The 18706-nt window shown below is 61.7% G+C and carries 18 protein-coding genes; 13 read left to right on the top strand and 5 right to left on the bottom strand.

What is annotated here, in order from left to right; translation table 11 throughout:
- Positions 1-9: 9 nt before the first annotated feature.
- The 4 genes from ACNAOH_RS03595 to ACNAOH_RS03580 all read right to left on the bottom strand — a co-directional run bounded on the left by ACNAOH_RS03595 (position 10) and on the right by ACNAOH_RS03580 (position 5381).
- Positions 10-1506 (bottom strand): PepSY-associated TM helix domain-containing protein, encoded by a 1497-nt coding sequence (locus tag ACNAOH_RS03595; RefSeq protein ID WP_443971407.1) that lies wholly within the window; start codon positions 1504-1506, stop codon positions 10-12.
- A complete protein-coding gene (locus ACNAOH_RS03590; protein WP_443972037.1) occupies positions 1503-2072 on the bottom strand; it encodes a hypothetical protein in 570 nt (189 codons plus the stop codon). The genes ACNAOH_RS03595 and ACNAOH_RS03590 overlap by 4 nt, the downstream gene beginning before the upstream one ends.
- A gap of 5 nt (positions 2073-2077) precedes the next feature.
- The gene (locus ACNAOH_RS03585) at positions 2078-4342 is read right to left on the bottom strand and encodes a TonB-dependent receptor (protein ID WP_443971406.1); all 2265 of its coding nucleotides are present in this window, start codon (positions 4340-4342) and stop codon (positions 2078-2080) included.
- Positions 4343-4538: 196 nt separating this feature from the next.
- Entirely contained in the window at positions 4539-5381 is an 843-nt protein-coding gene (locus tag ACNAOH_RS03580; protein WP_443971405.1) for a class I SAM-dependent methyltransferase, read from the bottom strand.
- A 66-nt stretch (positions 5382-5447) separates the two neighbouring features.
- On the opposite strand from ACNAOH_RS03580, the gene ACNAOH_RS03575 reads away from it, so the two are divergent.
- The gene (locus ACNAOH_RS03575) at positions 5448-5864 is read left to right on the top strand and encodes a helix-turn-helix domain-containing protein (protein WP_443971404.1); all 417 of its coding nucleotides are present in this window, start codon (positions 5448-5450) and stop codon (positions 5862-5864) included.
- Here ACNAOH_RS03575 and ACNAOH_RS03570 read toward each other — a convergent pair.
- Positions 5833-6033: a recombinase family protein gene (locus ACNAOH_RS03570; protein WP_443972036.1), complete on the bottom strand. Its 201-nt coding sequence runs from the start codon at positions 6031-6033 to the stop codon at positions 5833-5835. The two genes, ACNAOH_RS03575 and ACNAOH_RS03570, sit on opposite strands and share 32 nt — an antisense overlap.
- A gap of 381 nt (positions 6034-6414) precedes the next feature.
- Between ACNAOH_RS03570 and kdpF the strand changes: the two genes are divergently transcribed.
- From kdpF to pip, 12 genes are all read left to right on the top strand, one after another.
- Positions 6415-6504, top strand: a complete 90-nt coding sequence (gene kdpF / locus ACNAOH_RS03565; RefSeq protein ID WP_443971403.1) for a K(+)-transporting ATPase subunit F — start codon at positions 6415-6417, stop codon at positions 6502-6504.
- A 12-nt stretch (positions 6505-6516) separates the two neighbouring features.
- On the top strand, positions 6517-8220 hold the full coding sequence (gene kdpA / locus ACNAOH_RS03560; protein ID WP_443971402.1) for a potassium-transporting ATPase subunit KdpA: 1704 nt from the start codon (positions 6517-6519) through the stop codon (positions 8218-8220).
- Between the two features lie 12 nt (positions 8221-8232).
- Entirely contained in the window at positions 8233-10269 is a 2037-nt protein-coding gene (kdpB, locus tag ACNAOH_RS03555; RefSeq protein ID WP_443971401.1) for a potassium-transporting ATPase subunit KdpB, read from the top strand.
- 11 nt (positions 10270-10280) lie between these two features.
- Entirely contained in the window at positions 10281-10874 is a 594-nt protein-coding gene (gene kdpC / locus ACNAOH_RS03550) for a potassium-transporting ATPase subunit KdpC (RefSeq protein ID WP_443971400.1), read from the top strand.
- Positions 10871-13540, top strand: coding sequence for a DUF4118 domain-containing protein (locus tag ACNAOH_RS03545; RefSeq protein ID WP_443971399.1), 2670 nt, complete (start codon positions 10871-10873; stop codon positions 13538-13540). Before kdpC ends, ACNAOH_RS03545 begins: the two co-directional genes overlap by 4 nt.
- Complete coding sequence (locus ACNAOH_RS03540; protein WP_443971398.1) at positions 13537-14259, top strand: response regulator; 723 nt, start codon at positions 13537-13539, stop codon at positions 14257-14259. The genes ACNAOH_RS03545 and ACNAOH_RS03540 overlap by 4 nt, the downstream gene beginning before the upstream one ends.
- Positions 14260-14595: 336 nt before the next feature.
- Complete coding sequence (gene pqqA / locus ACNAOH_RS03535) at positions 14596-14679, top strand: pyrroloquinoline quinone precursor peptide PqqA (RefSeq protein ID WP_443972035.1); 84 nt, start codon at positions 14596-14598, stop codon at positions 14677-14679.
- A gap of 10 nt (positions 14680-14689) precedes the next feature.
- The gene (pqqB, locus tag ACNAOH_RS03530; protein ID WP_443971397.1) at positions 14690-15592 is read left to right on the top strand and encodes a pyrroloquinoline quinone biosynthesis protein PqqB; all 903 of its coding nucleotides are present in this window, start codon (positions 14690-14692) and stop codon (positions 15590-15592) included.
- Positions 15589-16329, top strand: a complete 741-nt coding sequence (pqqC, locus tag ACNAOH_RS03525; protein ID WP_443971396.1) for a pyrroloquinoline-quinone synthase PqqC — start codon at positions 15589-15591, stop codon at positions 16327-16329. Before pqqB ends, pqqC begins: the two co-directional genes overlap by 4 nt.
- Positions 16326-16598 carry a pyrroloquinoline quinone biosynthesis peptide chaperone PqqD gene (gene pqqD / locus ACNAOH_RS03520; RefSeq protein ID WP_443971395.1) on the top strand — a complete coding sequence of 91 codons (273 nt, stop codon included), beginning with the start codon at positions 16326-16328 and terminating at the stop codon, positions 16596-16598. Before pqqC ends, pqqD begins: the two co-directional genes overlap by 4 nt.
- A gap of 17 nt (positions 16599-16615) precedes the next feature.
- On the top strand, positions 16616-17692 hold the full coding sequence (pqqE, locus tag ACNAOH_RS03515; protein WP_443971394.1) for a pyrroloquinoline quinone biosynthesis protein PqqE: 1077 nt from the start codon (positions 16616-16618) through the stop codon (positions 17690-17692).
- Complete coding sequence (pip, locus tag ACNAOH_RS03510; RefSeq protein ID WP_443971393.1) at positions 17689-18651, top strand: prolyl aminopeptidase; 963 nt, start codon at positions 17689-17691, stop codon at positions 18649-18651. Before pqqE ends, pip begins: the two co-directional genes overlap by 4 nt.
- The last annotated feature ends 55 nt before the right edge of the window (positions 18652-18706 follow it).

Below are 18706 nucleotides of genomic sequence, written 5' to 3'. Positions count from 1 at the left end.
GCCATTCGTTCACGCGCTTTTCCTCGGCAGGCGGGCCCGCGACACCCACGAAACTCCGACCAAGCCTGCCCCCAGGAGACCGATCAAACCATCAACGATCAGGGCCATCGGGTCATTGGCGCCGAACAAGAAAAAGTGTCCGATCGCAAGGGTCATCAAGAGCGCGCCTGTTCCATGGCGACCGATCCGTGACAGGCTCGCCGGCGGGAGTAAGGCGGCTGCTCCCAGCGCTGCGAGGCTGACTGCTCCCCAGATCCATATCGGCACCGCTGCTGCGGCCGTGAACAGCGCGGCTATGGCCGCGCATGTCAGCGCGAGGGGTTGTCCCCAAACAGTCGCCGCCCAGACACGTTCCCAGCCTGAGGCCGGTCTGCCCTTGTCACGCCGCCGGGCCAGCCAGATGTGAACTCCGCCCGCGGCAAGATAAGTGAGGCCAAGACCCAACAGTGCATAGGCGATCTTGACGATGCCGCCACCGAACCACCCAAAATGGAGCGGGCCGAGCGACCCCAGAATCTGTTGGCCGATATTATTCTGCGCGGCCTGCTGCTGGTAATAGAGCGTTCCTGCGCGGTCGAAGGCATAGACATCGCTGCTGGCGATGCGGGACGTGTCGTTCTCAACCTCGAACATGGCGGCCGTGCCTTGCTCGGTCGGGTGTTCGACAACAAGATAGCTGATGGGAGCACCCGGCGCCCGTTCAGCGACTTTAGCGAACAGTGGCCGCAGATCGAGCGGTGGCGCGGGCCGCGCATCCTCTGCCGGGTGGGGCGGAGTGAAAATCGCATAGACCTTGGCGGTGTCGCCTTGGAACACGGCAAGCCCGATCGCCCCGATGATGACAGTACTCAGACCGAGCAGGGCGCCCGTCAGCGAAACCGTGACGTGGAAGGGAAGAGCCCAGACGCCGATGCGGTTATGCAGATCGGCCTCCTGCAGCCGCCGCGAGCCGCCGAGCCGCAAATGAAAGGCATCGCGAAAGATGCGGGGGTGAGCCAGCAGTCCGGAGATGAGGGACGAGAGCAGTGCGACGCCACTCAGCCCCACGATGAAGATGCCCCAGCTTTGCGGGAGATGCAGATTGATATGCAACCGGGTGAGAAAATGGGTCCAGCTCTCACGCAACTCTCCGGTAATACGCCCCGCGCTGTCGAAAATCCAGGTTGTGCGCGTGCCATCCTCGGTGTCGACCCGCACGGTCGGCCATGGCCGGTCATGACTCGGCATTAGAACGTAGACGTGTTCGACAGGCCCCTCGGCGCGATCAATCGCAGCGCGATAAGCTGCGTGAACGGCATCCGCAGAGACGCTCTCCATGCGCTCGGCGTCCGGGTTCTCCCAGCGATAGAATTCGTTGGCGAACACGGCGATCGTGCCGGTCAGGCAGATCAAATAGAGCAGGGTAGCGAAGGCCAGGCCGAGGCCGCTGTGCCCCTTGAGGACCGCGCGCACCATATCCGGCGACGGCAAACCCGCGCCCTTCTTGCTCGTCTGGCCTGTCGTCATGTCAGTCCCTTCAGCATGGCCGCGCCGAAGCCGATAATGGACGTTCCTACCAACACCGCTGCGGCGCGTAGAATGCGGCTGTCGGCGAGGGTCCATGCCATTGCTGTCCCCCACGCCAGTGGCACGATCAGGCCGCCGATCAGCAGCCGCGTCTGGATCTCACCGGGTGCCCAGACGGCATAGCTGATCCCCAGTCCCATCGCCGCCACCATGCCGATGGGGCCGGCCAGCGACCAGCGCAACGTGGTGCGCCAGGCGCTGGGTGCCCGGTCTGCCGGCTCGGGCGCGAGCCCTTCCCGCGTCGCGCGCTGCGCGCGAGCCGGACGCCGCGTATATCCGGATGCAACGACGCCGAGCGCTGCGACAGACAAGAGCGTGACAGCGACAAACGGTCCTCGCGCCTCGCCCAACACCCATGCTGGCCAGAGCAGCGTCACGCCCAGCAATGTCAGGCCTGCCCGGCGCCACAGCGCCTTGCCTGCTTTGAGCTGCCACGCACGCCGAAGCAACGAGGCGCCCGCTACGCAGCTTGCGATGATCGCTACAATTGCGACCGGAAACGCCACGTCACTCAAAACCCGGCTTCCAGAACCACACCCACGCTGCGCGGCGCGCCAATAACGGCAAAACCGGTATAGTCATTGACGTACTGATCGTACTTCTCATTGAAGACGTTGTTGGCGAAGAGCGACAGGCTCCAGTGATCGGCTGCATAACCGATCCGCGCGTTGACGAGGGTACGAGCACCGACGCGGCTCTCAACCTGCGGGATCGACACATCGGTCATGACAGCGCTGCGATAACTGGCGTTGACATTGGCATTGAAGCCGTCGGCGAACCTCACATTGGCGCCGCCCGAGAGCGTCCATTTGGGCGCATAGGGGAACTCGAGGCCCGAGAGATCAGTGATCGATCCGACGTCCGTTACAAACTTATCGAACTTCGTGCGCGTGTGGCCCACGCTCGCATACCAGTCGAAGGCGGATGAGACGCGATGCGCCAGCTCCACCTCAAACCCGTAGACGTGCGACTTGCCGGCATTGACGGTGTGCGTGTCGTAGGTGCCGTTGCCGAAGTTCGCGGTGGTCTGCTGCTCGGTCCAGTCAATGTAGAAGGCGTTTGCGTTGGCGGTCAGTCGGCCGTCGAGCCAGGACGAACGCAAAGAGAGCTCATAGTTCCAGGTAAACTCCGGATCGTAAGCAAACAGCTGTGATCGTGCAGTGTTGAAGCTGCTACCGCCTGACCGATAGCCGCGCTGGGCCACAAATGCGGTCGAGAGGTCGGGAGTCCATGCCATCTCAACCCCACCCTTGGGCAGAAATGCATCGAATTTTCGCGTGCCCACAGGAGCCGAGCCATTGGCGTCGTTCACCAGCCCGAGCACGAAGCCATTCAGGGCCGTGATAGCTCCGTTCAGAGGCGCGGGATAAAGAGCAGCGTTCGGCAGCGTGCCGACGAAGGACGCAATTGCTTCGCCACCGATCTTATTGCGCTCATGATCATAACGGAAGCCGCCGATCAGCGACAACTGATCGGTCACGCGGTAGCGCGCATCAGCAAACAGCGCCATGGTTTCGACCTGGGTAGGAAAATCCGAGGTGTAATCAACGGGAATGTTTGGCAACGCGGCGGTGTATATTCCTGCCACCTGCTGCGCCGTTGCCGCACCGAGGCTCGGGGCGAGCGCACTGATGATCGTACTTGCAGGGGTTGGCACCAGCGTCACCTGATGTGACTGCCGATACTGGTCGCGATTATAATAGAACAGGCCGACAAGCCCGCTTAGCCGATCGCTTTCATAATTGAGGCGCAGTTCCTGGGTGAAGGTCTCCGCCCCACCTGCGATGTCGCTATAGGCTGTGCTGACAGCCGAGGAATCTCCGTCATATTTCCGGATGAAGTTCGTGTCCGTCCAGGTGCCCAGCGTGCTGAACGAGAGGCCGCTGCCAAGATCGTAGCGCAGGTCCAGCGTCATCTGGTCGTTATTGACATCGCTGCTGTTGGGATAATCCGAGGGGTTGGTCCGCGTCTTGAAATAATCGCCATTCGACCGGTCGACATAAACGAACAGATAACCGCCCTGTGTCTCGAAGTGATGATAATTAAGCCGCGCCTCGAAGCCGGGCAAAGCTGAGGGCTTCCACAGGAGCTTGCCGCGCAGCGAAATCGAGTCCAGCGGGTTTTCAGGCGCCCGGCGGGTGGGATTATGGATATATCCATCGGAATCCCGCTTTTCGGCGGAGACCCGGAAGGCCAGCTCGTCCGTAATCAACGGTCCACCACCGGCCACGGCGAACTGGGTGGTATCAAATGAGGAGATCAGCGCCCGGCCTTTGGCGCTCCAGTTGAAAGTCGGGTCTTGGGTCCGAATGTGCACCGCGCCAGCCAGCGCATTCAAGCCCTGGATTGTCGATTGGGGACCGCGGAAGATTTCGACCTGGGCGACGTCCCACATGTCCGTCGGGCCATTGGACAGAATATCCTGCTGCACCGGCGCACCATCGACAAACACCGTTGCCGTGGCTGCATCACCGCCGCCCGATACGCCGCGCTGGTCGATGCCACGGATGGAGAAGCCGGATGCGCCGTAAGTCTCCGAGACATTCGCCGTGCGCTGGTAGATTTCCTGGATTGTCAGGACGTTTTCATCGGCGAGGCGTTCGGCTGTCACGACACCGACGGAGGCGGTCGTCTCCTGCAGACTACGCGAGGTCTTTTCGCCGGTAACAATGATTTCGGCTGGCTCATCGGCAGCTGCGACATCCTCAGCGAAGACGGGCCACGGGTTCGCAAGCGTGACGAGCAATGAGGTCGATAGCAGCCAATTGGTTTTCATGATGCCCCCGCGGTTTTGATGGGGTGCGCGTATTTTCTATGCTAATGCGAGTCAACCGCAAATAAGAATATTATGTCGGATTGGATTTCGCGGCCGCAAGACCGGAAGGGCCTCGCTCAGGCGGATTATTCACTGCAAGCGCCAACAAAGCGGCCACTTGCGCACTCGGACCGGCTCGCGGAAACCTGCCCTTAGTTCAGGAACAGCTCGGGCATGTTGCTCGCACCATCCAGCATGCAGCGTCGAACCGGGCCACATCGTCGATCACGAAACGAGCGAACTCAGCATCTAGAGCAGCCTGAAGCCGCGAAGATTGCGCCCCCTCCAAACTGCCAAGCGTCGCTTCCATGCCGCCCATCCGCCGCGCGTAGATCGGCAACTCGTTCGCAGGAAGTTCGCAAGGCACGTCGATTGGCTGGATGTCCACATCGTGCCATCCCGCGTCGGCAAGGATTTCCTTTACTCGCTCGTCACTGGCGAAGGCAAACTGGCGAGGTGCATAGGGCCGCGGCGCTGCCTGCGGTCCTAAGACCTGTGCAATGGCATCAGGCTGGATCGCCATGAAGGGATTGTCCGCTATGCTGCGCCAAACGATGCAACGCAGGACGGCCCCCGGCTTAGCAGCGTGCCGGATGTTCATAAAGGCGGCGACCGGATCGTCGAAGAACATCACCCCGAAGCGCGAAACGATCGCGTCAAAATGACCGGTGGAGAAGCCGCAACGCTGCGCATCGCCGCACAGGAAGCGAGCATTGATCTGTTCTTTGGCGGCCCGGCGGCACGCGAGATCGATGAGGTCCGGTGAGATGTCGACGCCCGTACAGACACCGTTTCCTTTGAGGTATTGCGCCATCGCGAGGCTTGTCCCGCCCGCGCCGCAGCCGATGTCGAGCACAGACTGTACGTTCAGCGCGACGATCTCATTTACGAGAATGGCTTCAAATGGAGAAAACAGCCGATCGAGCATCGGCTGCAGTTCCATCCATATATTGCCTCTGCCGGCGGTCCATTCGGCCTGATCTGCCAGCTGATGAGCCATATTCTGCTCCTTGTTTGCGGTTGCGATTCGAGGCACTCTGCCACTTCAAGTCAACTTGAGGTCAAGATGGCATTGATCGACATTGCCGAAGTTGCCCGACGCAGTGGCGTGCCCGCTTCCACGCTGCGCTTCTACGAGGAGAAGGGACTCATCGAGTCGTTGGGCCGCCGCGGTTTGCGCCGCACCTTCGGCGCGGCTGTGCTCGAGCGTCTCTCACTGATTGCGCTCGGTCGCTCGGCGGGTTTTTCATTAGACGAGATATCGGAAATTTTGGGGAGAGGCAGCGCTGCGGACATCGACCGGTCGATGCTGTTAGCCAAGGCCGAGGAAATCGACCGAACGCTGCGCCGTCTTCGCGCGTTGCGAGACGGCCTCCGCCACGCGGCCGCATGTCCAGCCCCTAGCCATGCGGAATGTCCCACCTTTCGCCGTCTGATGTCGATCGCTGCGCTCAGGACACGAAAGGCCAAACGGAAAGGCTGACGCTAACCTTGTAGACGACGATGATATCGATCCTACCGGCTGCGATATCGCCAAGCGGCTGCTGAAGGGCAGGGCGCTCGAGTGTGCCCCCTGAGAGACCGCCATCATCATAGCGGGTGGCAATCTCGCTCCAGCCTTCGCTTGCTTGAGGGAGGATCGACAGCACCATCATAATATTGTTTAAGGTGGAGCGTTGCCACTGCCATCACGACGCGCTGCCGCTCTGCGGGGCGAGAGACGCTACTCATTATCGCTTGCAGCCACCGGCATTTCTCGAGGCCGGAGCACTGGCCTGTTGTAGAGGCTGCTTCCAAAAAACCGATAAATCATACGCAAATACTATGCGGATCCCAAAAGCTGCATCTCGAATTCAAATGCTGCACTGGCCTAGTTGAAACGCCGCAGACGACTCGCACCGCAATCGGTGGCTAGCGCCTTGCGGGAGTTCCACATCATGCAAGATCTGATCTGGATCGGCATCATCCTCGGCTTGGTGGCGGCGAGCCTCGTCTACGTCCGCCTCTGTGACAACGCCTGAGGGGATAGACCGATGACCATCGACCTCTGGCTCGCGGGCGCAACCGCGATCGCCCTTCTTATCTATCTCGTGGCCGTGCTTGCGCGGCCCGAGCGCTTCTGAAGGAGGGAACCAATGACTATTCAGGGATGGGGTCTCATCCTCGTCTTCGTCGGCATATTGCTGGCGCTCGCCAAACCCATGGGGTTGTGGCTGTTCGCGCTGTTCGAAGGCCGGAAGACTCCGCTTCATGCCGTCCTCGGTCCCATAGAACGCGGTTTCTATCGGCTCTCCGGTATCGATCCGTCCGAGGAGCAAGGCTGGCGCCGCTATGCGGTGCATATGCTCATCTTCAACGTGGCGCTGCTGCTGTTCACTTACGCAATCCTGCGGTTGCAGGGTGTGCTTCCGCTCAATCCGCTGGGCTACGCGGGGACGAGCGAGCATCTCGCTTTCAACACGGCAATTAGCTTCACCTCCAACACCAATTGGCAGAGCTATGGCGGGGAATCGACCATGTCGAACCTCAGCCAGATGCTGGGGCTCACCATCCATAATTTCCTGTCGGCCGCCACCGGCATCGCGCTGGCCTTTGCTCTATTCCGCGGCTTCGCACGGCGTGAAAGCAAGACGGTCGGGAATTTCTGGGCGGATATAACGCGGATTACCCTCTACCTCCTGCTCCCCGTCTGTTTTGTCATCGCGCTGTTCTACATCGCAAGCGGTGTACCACAGACGCTGGCGGGATCGATCGACGTCTCAACGCTGGAGGGCGCCAAGCAGACGCTCGCTCTCGGCCCGGTTGCTTCGCAGGAAGCGATCAAGATGCTGGGCACCAATGGCGGCGGCTTCTTCAACGCCAACAGCGCGCACCCGTTCGAAAATCCGACCGGACTGACGAATTTCGTCCAGATGCTGTCCATCTTCCTCATTGGCGTCGGCCTGACCTACACGTTCGGCAAGGCGGTCGGCAATGTGCGGCAGGGCTGGGCGATACTGGCGGCCATGATGTTTTTGTTCCTCCTGGGCACGGCCGTCACTTACTGGCAGGAGGCGGCGGGCAATCCCGTCCTGCACAATCTGGGCATCGCCGGCGCCAATATGGAGGGGAAGGAAGTCCGCTTCGGCATCGCCGCCTCCGCCCTTTTCTCGGTCGTCACCACGGCAGCAAGCTGCGGCGCAGTCAACGCTATGCTCGACAGCTTCACTGCGATCGGCGGCATGATCCCGCTGTTCAACATGCAGTTGGGCGAAGTCGTGATCGGCGGCGTCGGGGCGGGCATCTATGGCTTTCTGTTGTTCGCCATCCTTGCCGTGTTCGTTGCTGGCCTGATGGTCGGACGCACACCGGAATATGTGGGCAAGAAGATCGAGAGTCGCGAGGTGAAGCTCGCTGTGCTTGCCATTGCCGTGCTACCGCTCATCATTCTGGGATTTGCAGCCATCGCCAGCGTGCTGGAGGTCGGTCTTGCCGGACCGCTCAACAAGGGTCCGCACGGCTTCTCGGAGATCCTCTACGCCTTCACCAGCGCCGTGGCGAACAACGGCTCGGCCTTCGCCGGCGTGACCGCCAACACGCCTTTTTACAACGGCATGCTCGGCGTCGCGATGTGGATCGGCCGGTTCTTCATCATCATCCCCATGTTGGCCATCGCCGGGGGTCTGGCGGCGAAGAAATACACGCCGGAGACGGCGGGCAGCTTCCCGACCACAGGGCCGCTCTGGACCGGCCTTCTGGTGGGCATCGTGTTGATCGTGGGTGGCCTCACCTTCCTGCCCAGCCTCGCGCTCGGCCCCATTGCCGATCATCTCGCGATGACCAACGGCCAGCTCTTTTAAGGATCCATGCACATGGCTCGGTCCGAACAAAAATCACTTTTCACGGCTGACCTGATCGTTCCGGCGATCGGCGACGCCTTCCGCAAACTCCACCCCAAGGAACTGATCCGCAACCCGGTGATGTTCACCACGGCGGTCGTCGCCGTTCTGCTCACTATGTTACTCATTGTCGGGCAGGATGGGCTCGCGACCAGCTTCAAGTTGCAGCTGGTCATCTGGCTTTGGCTGACCGTGCTCTTCGGCACCTTCGCCGAAGCTTTGGCCGAGGGCCGCGGCAAGGCGCAGGCCGCATCGCTGCGCGCCACCAAAGCGGAGCTTTCTGCGAAGCGGCTGAAGGGCGAAGGACTCGCCTATGAGACTGTGCCGGCCGGCGCGCTTAAAATGGGCGACGTCGTCCTGGTGCAGACCGGCGACCTCATTCCGTCCGACGGCGAGGTCGTTTCCGGCGTCGCCTCGGTCAACGAGGCCGCGATCACTGGAGAGAGCGCGCCGGTGATCCGCGAGGCGGGCGGTGACCGCTCGGCAGTAACCGCCGGCACCCGCGTCATTTCGGACGAGATCAGGGTACGCGTCACGGTCAATCCGGGACAGGGCTTCCTCGATAGAATGATTGCGCTGGTCGAAGGCGCCGAGCGGCAGAAGACGCCGAACGAGATCGCGCTCACCCTGCTGCTCGTCGGCTTGACGATCATCTTCCTCATTGCGGTTAGCACGATCCCCGGCTTTGCCAGCTATGCGGGCGGAAGCATCCCGGTCTCGATCCTCGCCGCTCTGCTCATCACGCTCATTCCGACAACGATTGCCGCCTTGCTCTCGGCCATCGGCATTGCCGGCATGGACCGCCTCGTGCGGTTCAACGTGCTGGCCAAGTCCGGCCGCGCCGTCGAGGCGGCAGGCGATGTCGACGTGCTGCTGCTCGACAAGACGGGCACGATCACGGTCGGCGACCGTCAGGCGACCGAGTTCCGTCCCGTCGGCGGCACGGAGATCACAGGGCTTGCCGAAGCGGCGCTGCTCGCCAGTCTCGCCGACGAGACGCCCGAGGGGCGCTCTATCGTCCTCTTGGCGCGTCATAAGTTCGGTCAGAATACCGACGCCTTGCCGGAAGGAGCGGAGGTCATCCGGTTCACGGCGCAGACCCGCATCTCTGGCGTCAAGCTGGACGGTATCGAGATCCAGAAGGGCGCCGTGGACTCGATCCTTAAAGCCAATCCTGGCCTTGGCCAGACGGCTGCTGCGACAGAGCTGCGCCGCATTACTGACGAAATTGCCCGGGCCGGTGGAACGCCACTGGCTGTTGCCAAGGATGGCAAACTGCTCGGCGCGATCTTCCTCAAGGATATCGTCAAGGCAGGCATTCGCGAGCGCTTCGGCGAGTTGCGGCAAATGGGCATCCGCACGGTGATGATCACCGGCGACAACCCGCTCACGGCCGCCGCGATCGCCGCCGAAGCGGGCGTTGATGATTTCCTCGCTCAGGCCACGCCGGAGGACAAGCTGGCGCTTATCCGAAAGGAGCAGCAAGGCGGGCGTCTGGTCGCCATGTGTGGCGACGGCACCAATGATGCGCCCGCGCTCGCGCAGGCCGATGTCGGCGTCGCCATGAACACCGGCACGCAGGCTGCGCGCGAGGCAGGCAATATGGTCGATCTCGACAGTGACCCGACCAAGCTTATCGAGGTCGTCGGTCTCGGCAAGCAGCTGCTCATGACACGCGGCGCGCTCACCACCTTCTCGGTCGCCAATGATGTCGCCAAATATTTCGCGATTATCCCGGCGATGTTCATCGCGCTCTATCCGGGGCTTGGTGTGCTCAATGTGATGGGCCTGGGCACGCCGGAAAGCGCGATCCTCTCTGCGATCATTTTTAACGCGCTGATCATTCCGCTGCTCGTTCCGCTCGCGCTCAAGGGCGTGTCCTATCGCCCGATGGGCGCGGGGCCGCTGCTGGCACGCAATCTCGCCATCTACGGCCTTGGCGGCCTCGTCGCGCCGTTCATCGGCATCAAGATCATCGACCTGGCCGTCAACGGCCTCGGTCTTGCGTGAGGAGACAGGCCATGAACAAGGATTTCATCACATCGCTTCGCCCGGCGCTCGTCATGACGCTGCTCTTCGCTCTGCTGCTCGGCATTGCATATCCACTGGCGCTGACCGGGATCGGCCAGCTCATCTTTCCGAACCAGGCTAATGGCAGCTTTGTCAGCGACAATGGCAAAGTCATTGGGTCAACGGTCGTTGGCCAGGCCTTCACTTCGGAGCGCTACTTCAACACGCGCCCGTCTGCTGCGGGCAGCGATGGTTATGACGGCTTGGCTTCGTCTGGCTCCAATCTCGGTCCGACCTCGCAGGCACTCGCGGATCGGGTAAAGAAACAAGTCGGCACGATGAAAGCTACAGAGCCCGGCAAGGCCGTACCAGCCGATCTCGCCACAGCCTCTGGTTCCGGCCTCGACCCCGATATCAGCCCGGAAGCGGCTTATTATCAGGTAGCGCGTATCGCCCGCGTCCGTAACCTTGATGGCGCTGCCGTGCGTAGGCTGGTGAATGAGAGCATCCAGCAGCCCTTGCTCGGCTTTCTGGGAGAGCCGCGCGTGAACGTGTTCGAGTTGAATCGACGACTGGATGCATTTGCCGCTAATCCCGACACGTGACGAACAACGACAGGCCCGCTCCAGAGACCTTCCTGCGCCAGGCTGCGCAGGAAGGTCGTGGTCGTCTCAAGGTATTTCTCGGCGCTGCCCCTGGCGTGGGGAAGACTTGGGAAATGCTGACCGATGGCCGCGCCCGTCGTGCTGCTGGGGTCGACGTCGTGATAGGCGTGGTCGAAACACATGGCCGGCGCGAGACCGAGGCGTTGGTTCATGGCCATGAGATCGTGCCTCGCTGCACCGTCCAGCATCAGGGGCACAGTCTGAGCGAGATGGATCTCGACGCCATATTGGAGCGGCACCCACAGCTGGTGTTGGTCGACGAGCTAGCCCATAGCAATGCACCGGGCAGCCGCCATCCCAAGCGCTATCAGGATGTCGAGGAGCTGCTTGATGCGGGTATCGACGTCTTCTCGACGCTGAACATCCAGCATGTCGAGAGCCTCAACGACATCGTCGCCTCCTTCACCCATGTGCGCGTGCGCGAGACTGTGCCCGACAGCCTGTTGGAGACCGCTGAACTCGAAGTGGTAGACCTGCCGCCCGATGAACTGATCGAGCGGTTGAAGGACGGCAAGGTCTATATTCCGCAGGAGGCCACCCGGGCGCTCGGTCACTTTTTCTCCAAGTCAAACCTGACTGCGCTGCGCGAGCTTGCCCTGCGCCGCGCCGCGCAGGCGATCGACGCGCAGATGCTCGATCATGTGCGTTCTCATGCCCTGGCAGGTAGCTTTGCGGTGGGCGAGCGGGTCGTCGTCGCGGTCAGCGAGCAAACAAGCGCGGCCGGCCTCGTGCGCGCGGGCAAGCGGCTCGCCGATGCTCTCAAGGCCCCCTGGACTGCCGTCCACATAGAAACCCAGCGGGGCGCGCATTTCTCGGATGCCGAGCGGCATCAGTTGGCCGACACGCTCGCGCTCGCCTCACGGCTCGGCGCCACAACGGCTAGTGTCCCGGCGACGGACATTGTCGAAGGGTTGCGCACCTTCGCGGCCGATGCCCGAGCGACCCAGATCGTCATCGGCAAGTCGGCACGTCCATGGTGGTTCGAACTGCGCCACGGTTCAGTTGTCGATCGGCTCGTCCGGTCGATCGGCGATGTGGCAGTGCATGTGCTGCCAGGCGATCCGACGGCCCCGAGCGTATCGGCGCATGCGCGTCGCGCGCCGGATCCCTGGGGCAGACCAAGGGACTATGCCTTGTCGCTGATGATGGTCGCCTTGATGACGGCTCTGGGGCGGCTGCTCATCGAGATCATTGACCTTGGCAACATCGCGTTGCTCTTCCTGGTGCCGGTCATGTTCGCGGCAGCCACCTTTGGTTTGCGCGCGGGTCTGTTCGCCGGTCTCGCATCGAGCCTTGCCTATAATTTCTTTTTTCTGCCGCCGACCGGAACGCTGACCGTCAACAATCCCGAAAACATCATCAGCATTCTGGTGCTGCTGGGCGTCGCGATCGTCACCAGCCAGTTTGCGGCGCGCGTGCGCGCGCAAGCCGATCTCGCCCAATCCAGCGCCCGCCAGAATGCCGCGCTTGCCAGTTTCTCCCGGCAGCTTACGGCGGCAGCCGATCAGGAAATGCTGATGCACGCGATCTGCGGAGAGGTGGCGCGTCTGCTCGACGTTCATACGGTGCTTCTGCTGCCTTCCGAAGATGGGCCGGTTCTGAGCGCCGCCGTGCCTCCAGAGGATCGGCTCGACGAGATCGAGCTGGCTGCCGCGCAATGGGCGATGGACAACGAACAGCCTGCTGGCAGAGGCTCCTCCACCCTCACGGCCTCGGACTGGCTGTTCCATCCGCTGCGCACGAGCCGAGGCGTGCTCGGTGTCCTGGGACTGGCAAGGGCCGATGCAAGCGAGCCGGTCCGGTCCGATCAGGTGCCCTTGCTCATGAGCCTGCTCGACCAGGCCTCGATCGCGCTCGACCGTATGGCGCTGGAAGAGGAGAATTTGAGAGCACGACAGGTCGGCGAACGCGACCGGCTGCGCTCCGCTCTCCTTTCCTCGGTCAGCCATGATCTGCGCACGCCGCTGACCACCATCCTGTCCGCCGCGCAGCAGATCAGACGCCACCCGTCGGACGAGCTTGCCGACACGATTGAGACTGAAGCGCGCCGGCTCAATCGCTTCGTCGCCAACCTGCTCGATATGGTCCGGGTCGAAGCCGGTGCGCTGCCGATGAAGGCGGAGGCGACCGATCTGTTCGACGCCGTGGCGGGCGCCGTGCAGGACACGCGCACGTCGCTGACCGGACATGAAGTCAGGGTGGAGATCGCGCCGGATATCCCCTTGGTCAAAGTCGATCCTGTCCTCCTCCATCATTGCCTGATCAACCTGCTCGACAACGCCGGTCGTTATGCCGACCCCGAGACACCGATCATCATTCAAGGCCGGCGCACCCATGATGCAATTCTGCTGTCCGTCCTCGACCAGGGTCCAGGCATTCCGAGCGGGAGCGAGAACCGCGTGTTCGAGACATTCACCAGGCTGGAAGGCAGTGATCGCGCCAAGCACGGGACGGGCCTTGGTCTGGCGATCGTGAAGGGCTTCTCAGAAGCAATGGGCCTGTCAGTTGAAGCCAGTAATCATGACGATCCGCATGGCGCTTGTTTCACGATCCGTATCCCTCAGCGTCTGATCATTACATATCTGGATCACAAGGGCGTCCCATGAAGCACCGCCACAAGGTTCTGATCATCGACGATGAGCCTCATATCCGGCGGCTGATCAATGCAGCGCTGAGCCGCGCCGACTATGCGACTGTCGAGGCCGAGACGGCCCGGGAGGCGCTCGAACGGCTGAAGGACGAGCGGCCGGACATTGCACTGCTCGACCTCGGGCTTCCCGATCGGGACGGGCTGGAACTGGTTCCGCTGTTCAAGCAGCAATCCGATACCACTTTGATCGTCGTGTCTGCCCGCGACGCCACGGACGAGAAGGTTGCGGCTCTGGACCTCGGCGCGGATGATTATCTCACCAAGCCGTTCGACACGGATGAACTGCTCGCTCGTGTCCGCGTGGCGCTGCGCAACCGCATGACTCGCGAGGGCGGCGTGCCGTCCCTCACGGTCGGCGACGTCACGATCGACCTGATGGCCCGGACGGTAAAAAAGGCCGGTAAGGATGTGCATCTGACGCCCAAGGAATATGCGGTTCTCGCCCAGCTCGCCCAATTCCCCGGCCGTGTGATCACCCACAGCCAGATCATGGCGCGCGTTTGGCCGCACGAGGTCGAGCACCATGTCGAATATCTGCGCGTGCTCGTTCGCACGCTGCGCCATAAGCTCGAGAGCGATCCTCAGCGCCCACAGATCATCGGCAATGAGCTGGGCATCGGCTATCGGCTGAAACTCGACGCGGAGCAGGTCAGAAACGAGGTGGGTCAGGCCTGAACAGTGCTTGGCTATCGGCCTACGACCATTTGGGTGCTGTCGGGGCAAATGCACCTGACGGTGGCGAGGATGGGATAGGGCAGGGGATGCCACACCCCTCGTAAGCCCGCTCTGCAATCAGCGTTAGTTCGGTGTATATTTGGTCAGGCGGAAGCGGCTCTGCCTGCCGTGATGTTGCTGGTGTCCACTTATCCGCCCCTTGCGTTCTACAGGTTTGCCCTGATAGCAATGATTTACCGGAGTCGGCGCTCTGCAATTTTGCCCCTTGGACCGTGATCGAAAAACGACCTGGGTATCGCAGTGAGGCCGATGAAAGAACGGTAGAGGAGAACTGGAATGAAGTGGAAGGCCCCCAAGATCCGTGAAATCGCGCTCGGCGCGGAGATCAATTGCTACGCATGCGCGGAACTGACCGCCTGAGCATAAAAGCGTGAAAATCATCGTGCTGGGGGCGGCTGCCGGTGGCGGTTTCCCCCAGTGGAACTCGAACGCACCGGGGTGCAATCGCTCACGGTCGGGTGATCCTCTCGCTCCTGCCAGAACTCAGGCGAGCGTCGCTGTCAGCAGCAACGGTGAGCAGTGGTATATCTTGAACGCCTCGCCAGACTTACGGCAGCAGATCAACGACACGCCCGCTCTGCATCCCAAGGAAGGCCTGCGTCATTCGCCGATCGCTGGCGTCGTCCTGACGGGAGGTGACGTCGACGTTATCGCGGGACTCCTGACCCTGCGCGAACGGCAGCCGTTTGTGCTCCACGCCACTCAGCGCATCCATGAGGTGCTTGAAGCGAACCCGATCTTCGAGGTGTTGGCGCGCGATGTCGTCAGCCGGAGCACGCAGGAACTCAATGCGCCGTTCGCGCTCGATGGATCGCTTGCCGCACAATTTTTCGCCGTTCCCGGCAAGGTGCCCCTCTATCTCGAAAGCGGCAGCGAGCCGCCGCCGATCGTGGTCGACGACACAACGGTGGGATTGGAGATCACAGACGGGACCAGGCGCATGGTGTTCATCCCCGGTTGCGCGGCGATGACCCATGAGCTTCGCGCGCGCCTCGACGGGGCGGACATCATCTTTTTCGATGGCACCCTATGGAGGGACGACGAGATGGTCATTGCTGGCCTTGGTCAGAAGACCGGTCGGCGTATGGGGCATATGAGCCTCAGCGGTCCTGAAGGCACGATTGAGGCTTTCAAAAGCATCAATGTCGGTCGCAAGGTCATCATCCATATGAACAATAGCAATCCTGTGCTGCTGGGGGACAGCGCCGAGCGCGCCGAAGCGGAAGTGGCGGGCTGGACCGTCGGGCACGATGGATTGGAGTTCACTCTTTGAACGGCGCACTGCTGACACCCGAGGCGCTCGAGGCTTCGCTGCGCCAGATTGGCGCCGAGCGCTATCATATCCATCATCCGTTTCATCGCCTGCTGCACGACGGAAAGCTCAATCGGGCACAAGTGCAGGCCTGGGCGCTCAATCGCTATTATTACCAGGCGAGCATCCCTGCAAAGGATGCAACATTGATGGCGCGACTGCCAACCGCGCAGGAGCGCCGCGAATGGCGTCGCCGGATCGAGGACCACGACGGTAATGGAGAAAAGCCCGGCGGCATCGAGCGGTGGTTAAAGCTTGCCGAGGGTGTCGGCCTCGACCGTACGCTGGTCGAAGGGACGACGCAGATTCTTCCCGAGACGCGCTTCGCCGTTGATGCCTATGTCCATTTCGTACGCGACCGGACCTTGCTGGAGGCCGTCGCTTCTTCGCTGACCGAGCTTTTCTCACCCACCATCATCGCCGAGCGTGTCTCGGGTATGCTCGCCAATTATGACTGGATCACCCAGGATACGCTCGCCTATTTCACGCCGCGGCTGACGCAGGCACCCCAGGACAGCGATTGGGCGCTGGCTTACGTCAAAGCACATGCCGATACGGTCGAGAAGCAGCAGGCGGTCCTGGCTGCGCTTCGGTTCAAATGTGATGTGCTCTGGTGCCAGCTAGACGGGCTCTATTTCGCCTATGTCGCGCCGGGCTTCATCCCACCAGGTGCCTTCGTGCCGGAAGCGTCGGCATGACCGTGCCCAGCTTCAGGCGGGGCGTGAAGTTCCGCTTCGACACGGTGCGCGACTGCTGGATCATCCTCGCGCCCGAGAAGCTGTTCATGCCGGACGAGATCGCGGTCGAGATTCTCCAGCTGGTCGACGGGGCCCGCTCGATCGACACGATCATCGATGATCTGGCCGCCAGGTTCGATGCGCCGCGCGATGAAATCGCCACCGATGTGATTGCCGCGCTGGAGGATCTCTCCTCGCGGGGCGTGATCCAGCTGACTGACGCTGAATGACTGCTCCGGCGCCACCCATGGGTATGATTGCGGAGCTGACGCACCGCTGTCCCTTGCAATGCTCTTATTGCTCCAATCCCCTACAGCTCGATGCGCCAAGGGACGAGCTGAGCACGGAAGATTGGTATAGCGTAATCGATCAGGCCGCGGCGCTCGGCATCCTGCAGATCCATTTCTCTGGCGGCGAACCCATGGCGCGACGCGATCTGCCTCCACTTGTCGCCCGCGCGAGCGCTGCCGGCCTCTATACCAACATCATCACCTCGGGCGTGTTGCTGACCGATGCTGCGATGGCAACGTTGCTCGATGCGGGTATCGATCATATCCAGCTCAGCTTCCAGGACGCGACGATCGAACATGGCGACAGGTTCGGCGGTTATCGTGGAGGGCATGATAAAAAGCTGGCGGCGGCCCGCCGCATCCGCGAGGCCGGCCTGCCGCTCACTGCCAATTTCGTAATTCACAAGCAGAATATCGAGCGGATCGAGGCGATGATCGCGCTGGGTGAAGCCCTGCAGGCTGAGCGTATCGAGGTTGCTCATACCCAATATTATGGCTGGGCCTTGCTCAACCGGAATGCCCTCCTGCCCACTCGCGAGCAACTCGCCCATGTGAACGAAGTAGTGGAAGCGGCGCGGGCCCGGCTCAATGGGCGCATCGCGATCGATTATGTCGTACCCGATTATTATGCAGCGCGGCCCAAAGCCTGTATGGGTGGCTGGGGCAATCGCTTCATCAACGTTTCGCCATCTGGAAAGGCATTGCCCTGCCACGCTGCCGAGACGCTGCCTGGCTTTACATTCCCATCGGTCCGTGATGCGAGCCTTGAAGAAATCTGGACCAGCTCAGATGTCTTCAACCGCTTCCGCGGTACCGACTGGATGCCGGATGTCTGTCGCACCTGCGACCGCCGGGAGATCGACTGGGGCGGTTGTCGCTGCCAGGCGCTCGCCTTGGCCGGCGACGCCGCGCTCACCGATCCGGCCTGTCACCGCGCACCCCATCATGATTTGATGGCGCAGGCTGTACAGCTCGCCGAGCTCGCCGACAGCAGCGAGCTCATTCCCCGCAGGCTTCAGCAGGATAGAATATGACAGAGTTGCGCGGTTTTTACCCCGAAATCGAGCCGTATGAGACCGGGACACTCGATGTTGGTGATGGCCACACTCTGTATTACGAGCGCAGCGGCACACGAGGCGGCAAGCCCGCGCTTTTCCTCCACGGCGGACCCGGAGGCGGCATCTCTCCCCGCCACCGGCGCCTTTTCAACCCCGACCTCTATGACGTCATGCTGTTCGATCAGCGCGGCTGCGGACGATCGACCCCTCACGCGGGACTGGAAGCGAATACGACATGGCATCTTGTCGCCGACATCGAACGCCTCCGGACCCTCATGGGCGTGGAACAGTGGCTTGTCTTCGGCGGCTCATGGGGATCGACCCTGGCCTTAGCCCATGCACAGACGCACCCAAGCAGGGTCAGCGAGCTTGTGCTGCGAGGAATTTTTACTGTCCGAGAAGCCGAGCTCGATTGGTATTATCAATATGGCGCATCGGAGGTGCATCCAGAAAAATGGGCCGCCTTCGTTGCACCTATTCCCCTCGAGGAGCGAGGAGACCTACGGTCTGCCTATCGTAAGCGGTTGACGGGCGATGATGAAAATGTGCGGCTGGAATGTGCGAAGGCGTGGAGCCTTTGGGAAGGCCGCACGCTTACACTGCTTCCCGACCCCGCAACGTCCTCGGGTTTCGAGAATGGTCATTTTGCTCTCGCATTCGCCCGGATCGAAAATCATTATTTCATTCACAATGGCTGGCTTGAGGACGGTCAACTGATACGCGACGCGCACAAGCTGCGCGGTATTCCAGGAACAATCGTTCAGGGACGTTACGACATGGCGTGCCCCACGCGTACCGCATGGGAATTACATCGAGCCTGGCCGGAAGCCGATTTCCACTTGATCGAAAATGCTGGCCACGCCTTCACGGAGCCCGGTATCCTCGACCGGCTGATCCGCACGACTGATCGGTACGCCGGTCACGTCGATGTGTGAGCATGGTTGCAACGGCCCGGTTTGATCCGCCTGGAGGGTTGCAAGGACCGCGAAG

It is taken from the genome of Sphingobium sp. CR28 (genome assembly GCF_052327305.1).
Lineage (GTDB): Bacteria > Pseudomonadota > Alphaproteobacteria > Sphingomonadales > Sphingomonadaceae > Sphingobium.
This window is presented reverse-complemented; position numbering and strand designations above follow the sequence as displayed.

What these genes read in the sequence shown, in the direction of transcription:
- ACNAOH_RS03595 (WP_443971407.1), bottom strand. Translation starts at nt 1,506, where the DNA reads ATGACGACAGGCCAGACGAGCAAGAAGGGCGCGGGTTTGCCGTCGCCG.
- ACNAOH_RS03585 (WP_443971406.1), bottom strand. Translation starts at nt 4,342, where the DNA reads ATGAAAACCAATTGGCTGCTATCGACCTCATTGCTCGTCACGCTTGCG.
- ACNAOH_RS03580 (WP_443971405.1), bottom strand. Translation starts at nt 5,381, where the DNA reads ATGGCTCATCAGCTGGCAGATCAGGCCGAATGGACCGCCGGCAGAGGC.
- ACNAOH_RS03575 (WP_443971404.1), top strand. Translation starts at nt 5,448, where the DNA reads ATGGCATTGATCGACATTGCCGAAGTTGCCCGACGCAGTGGCGTGCCC.
- ACNAOH_RS03570 (WP_443972036.1), bottom strand. Translation starts at nt 6,033, where the DNA reads ATGGTGCTGTCGATCCTCCCTCAAGCAAGCGAAGGCTGGAGCGAGATT.
- kdpF (WP_443971403.1), top strand. Translation starts at nt 6,415, where the DNA reads ATGACCATCGACCTCTGGCTCGCGGGCGCAACCGCGATCGCCCTTCTT.
- kdpA (WP_443971402.1), top strand. Translation starts at nt 6,517, where the DNA reads ATGACTATTCAGGGATGGGGTCTCATCCTCGTCTTCGTCGGCATATTG.
- kdpB (WP_443971401.1), top strand. Translation starts at nt 8,233, where the DNA reads ATGGCTCGGTCCGAACAAAAATCACTTTTCACGGCTGACCTGATCGTT.
- kdpC (WP_443971400.1), top strand. Translation starts at nt 10,281, where the DNA reads ATGAACAAGGATTTCATCACATCGCTTCGCCCGGCGCTCGTCATGACG.
- ACNAOH_RS03540 (WP_443971398.1), top strand. Translation starts at nt 13,537, where the DNA reads ATGAAGCACCGCCACAAGGTTCTGATCATCGACGATGAGCCTCATATC.
- pqqA (WP_443972035.1), top strand. Translation starts at nt 14,596, where the DNA reads ATGAAGTGGAAGGCCCCCAAGATCCGTGAAATCGCGCTCGGCGCGGAG.
- pqqD (WP_443971395.1), top strand. Translation starts at nt 16,326, where the DNA reads ATGACCGTGCCCAGCTTCAGGCGGGGCGTGAAGTTCCGCTTCGACACG.
- pqqE (WP_443971394.1), top strand. Translation starts at nt 16,616, where the DNA reads ATGGGTATGATTGCGGAGCTGACGCACCGCTGTCCCTTGCAATGCTCT.
- pip (WP_443971393.1), top strand. Translation starts at nt 17,689, where the DNA reads ATGACAGAGTTGCGCGGTTTTTACCCCGAAATCGAGCCGTATGAGACC.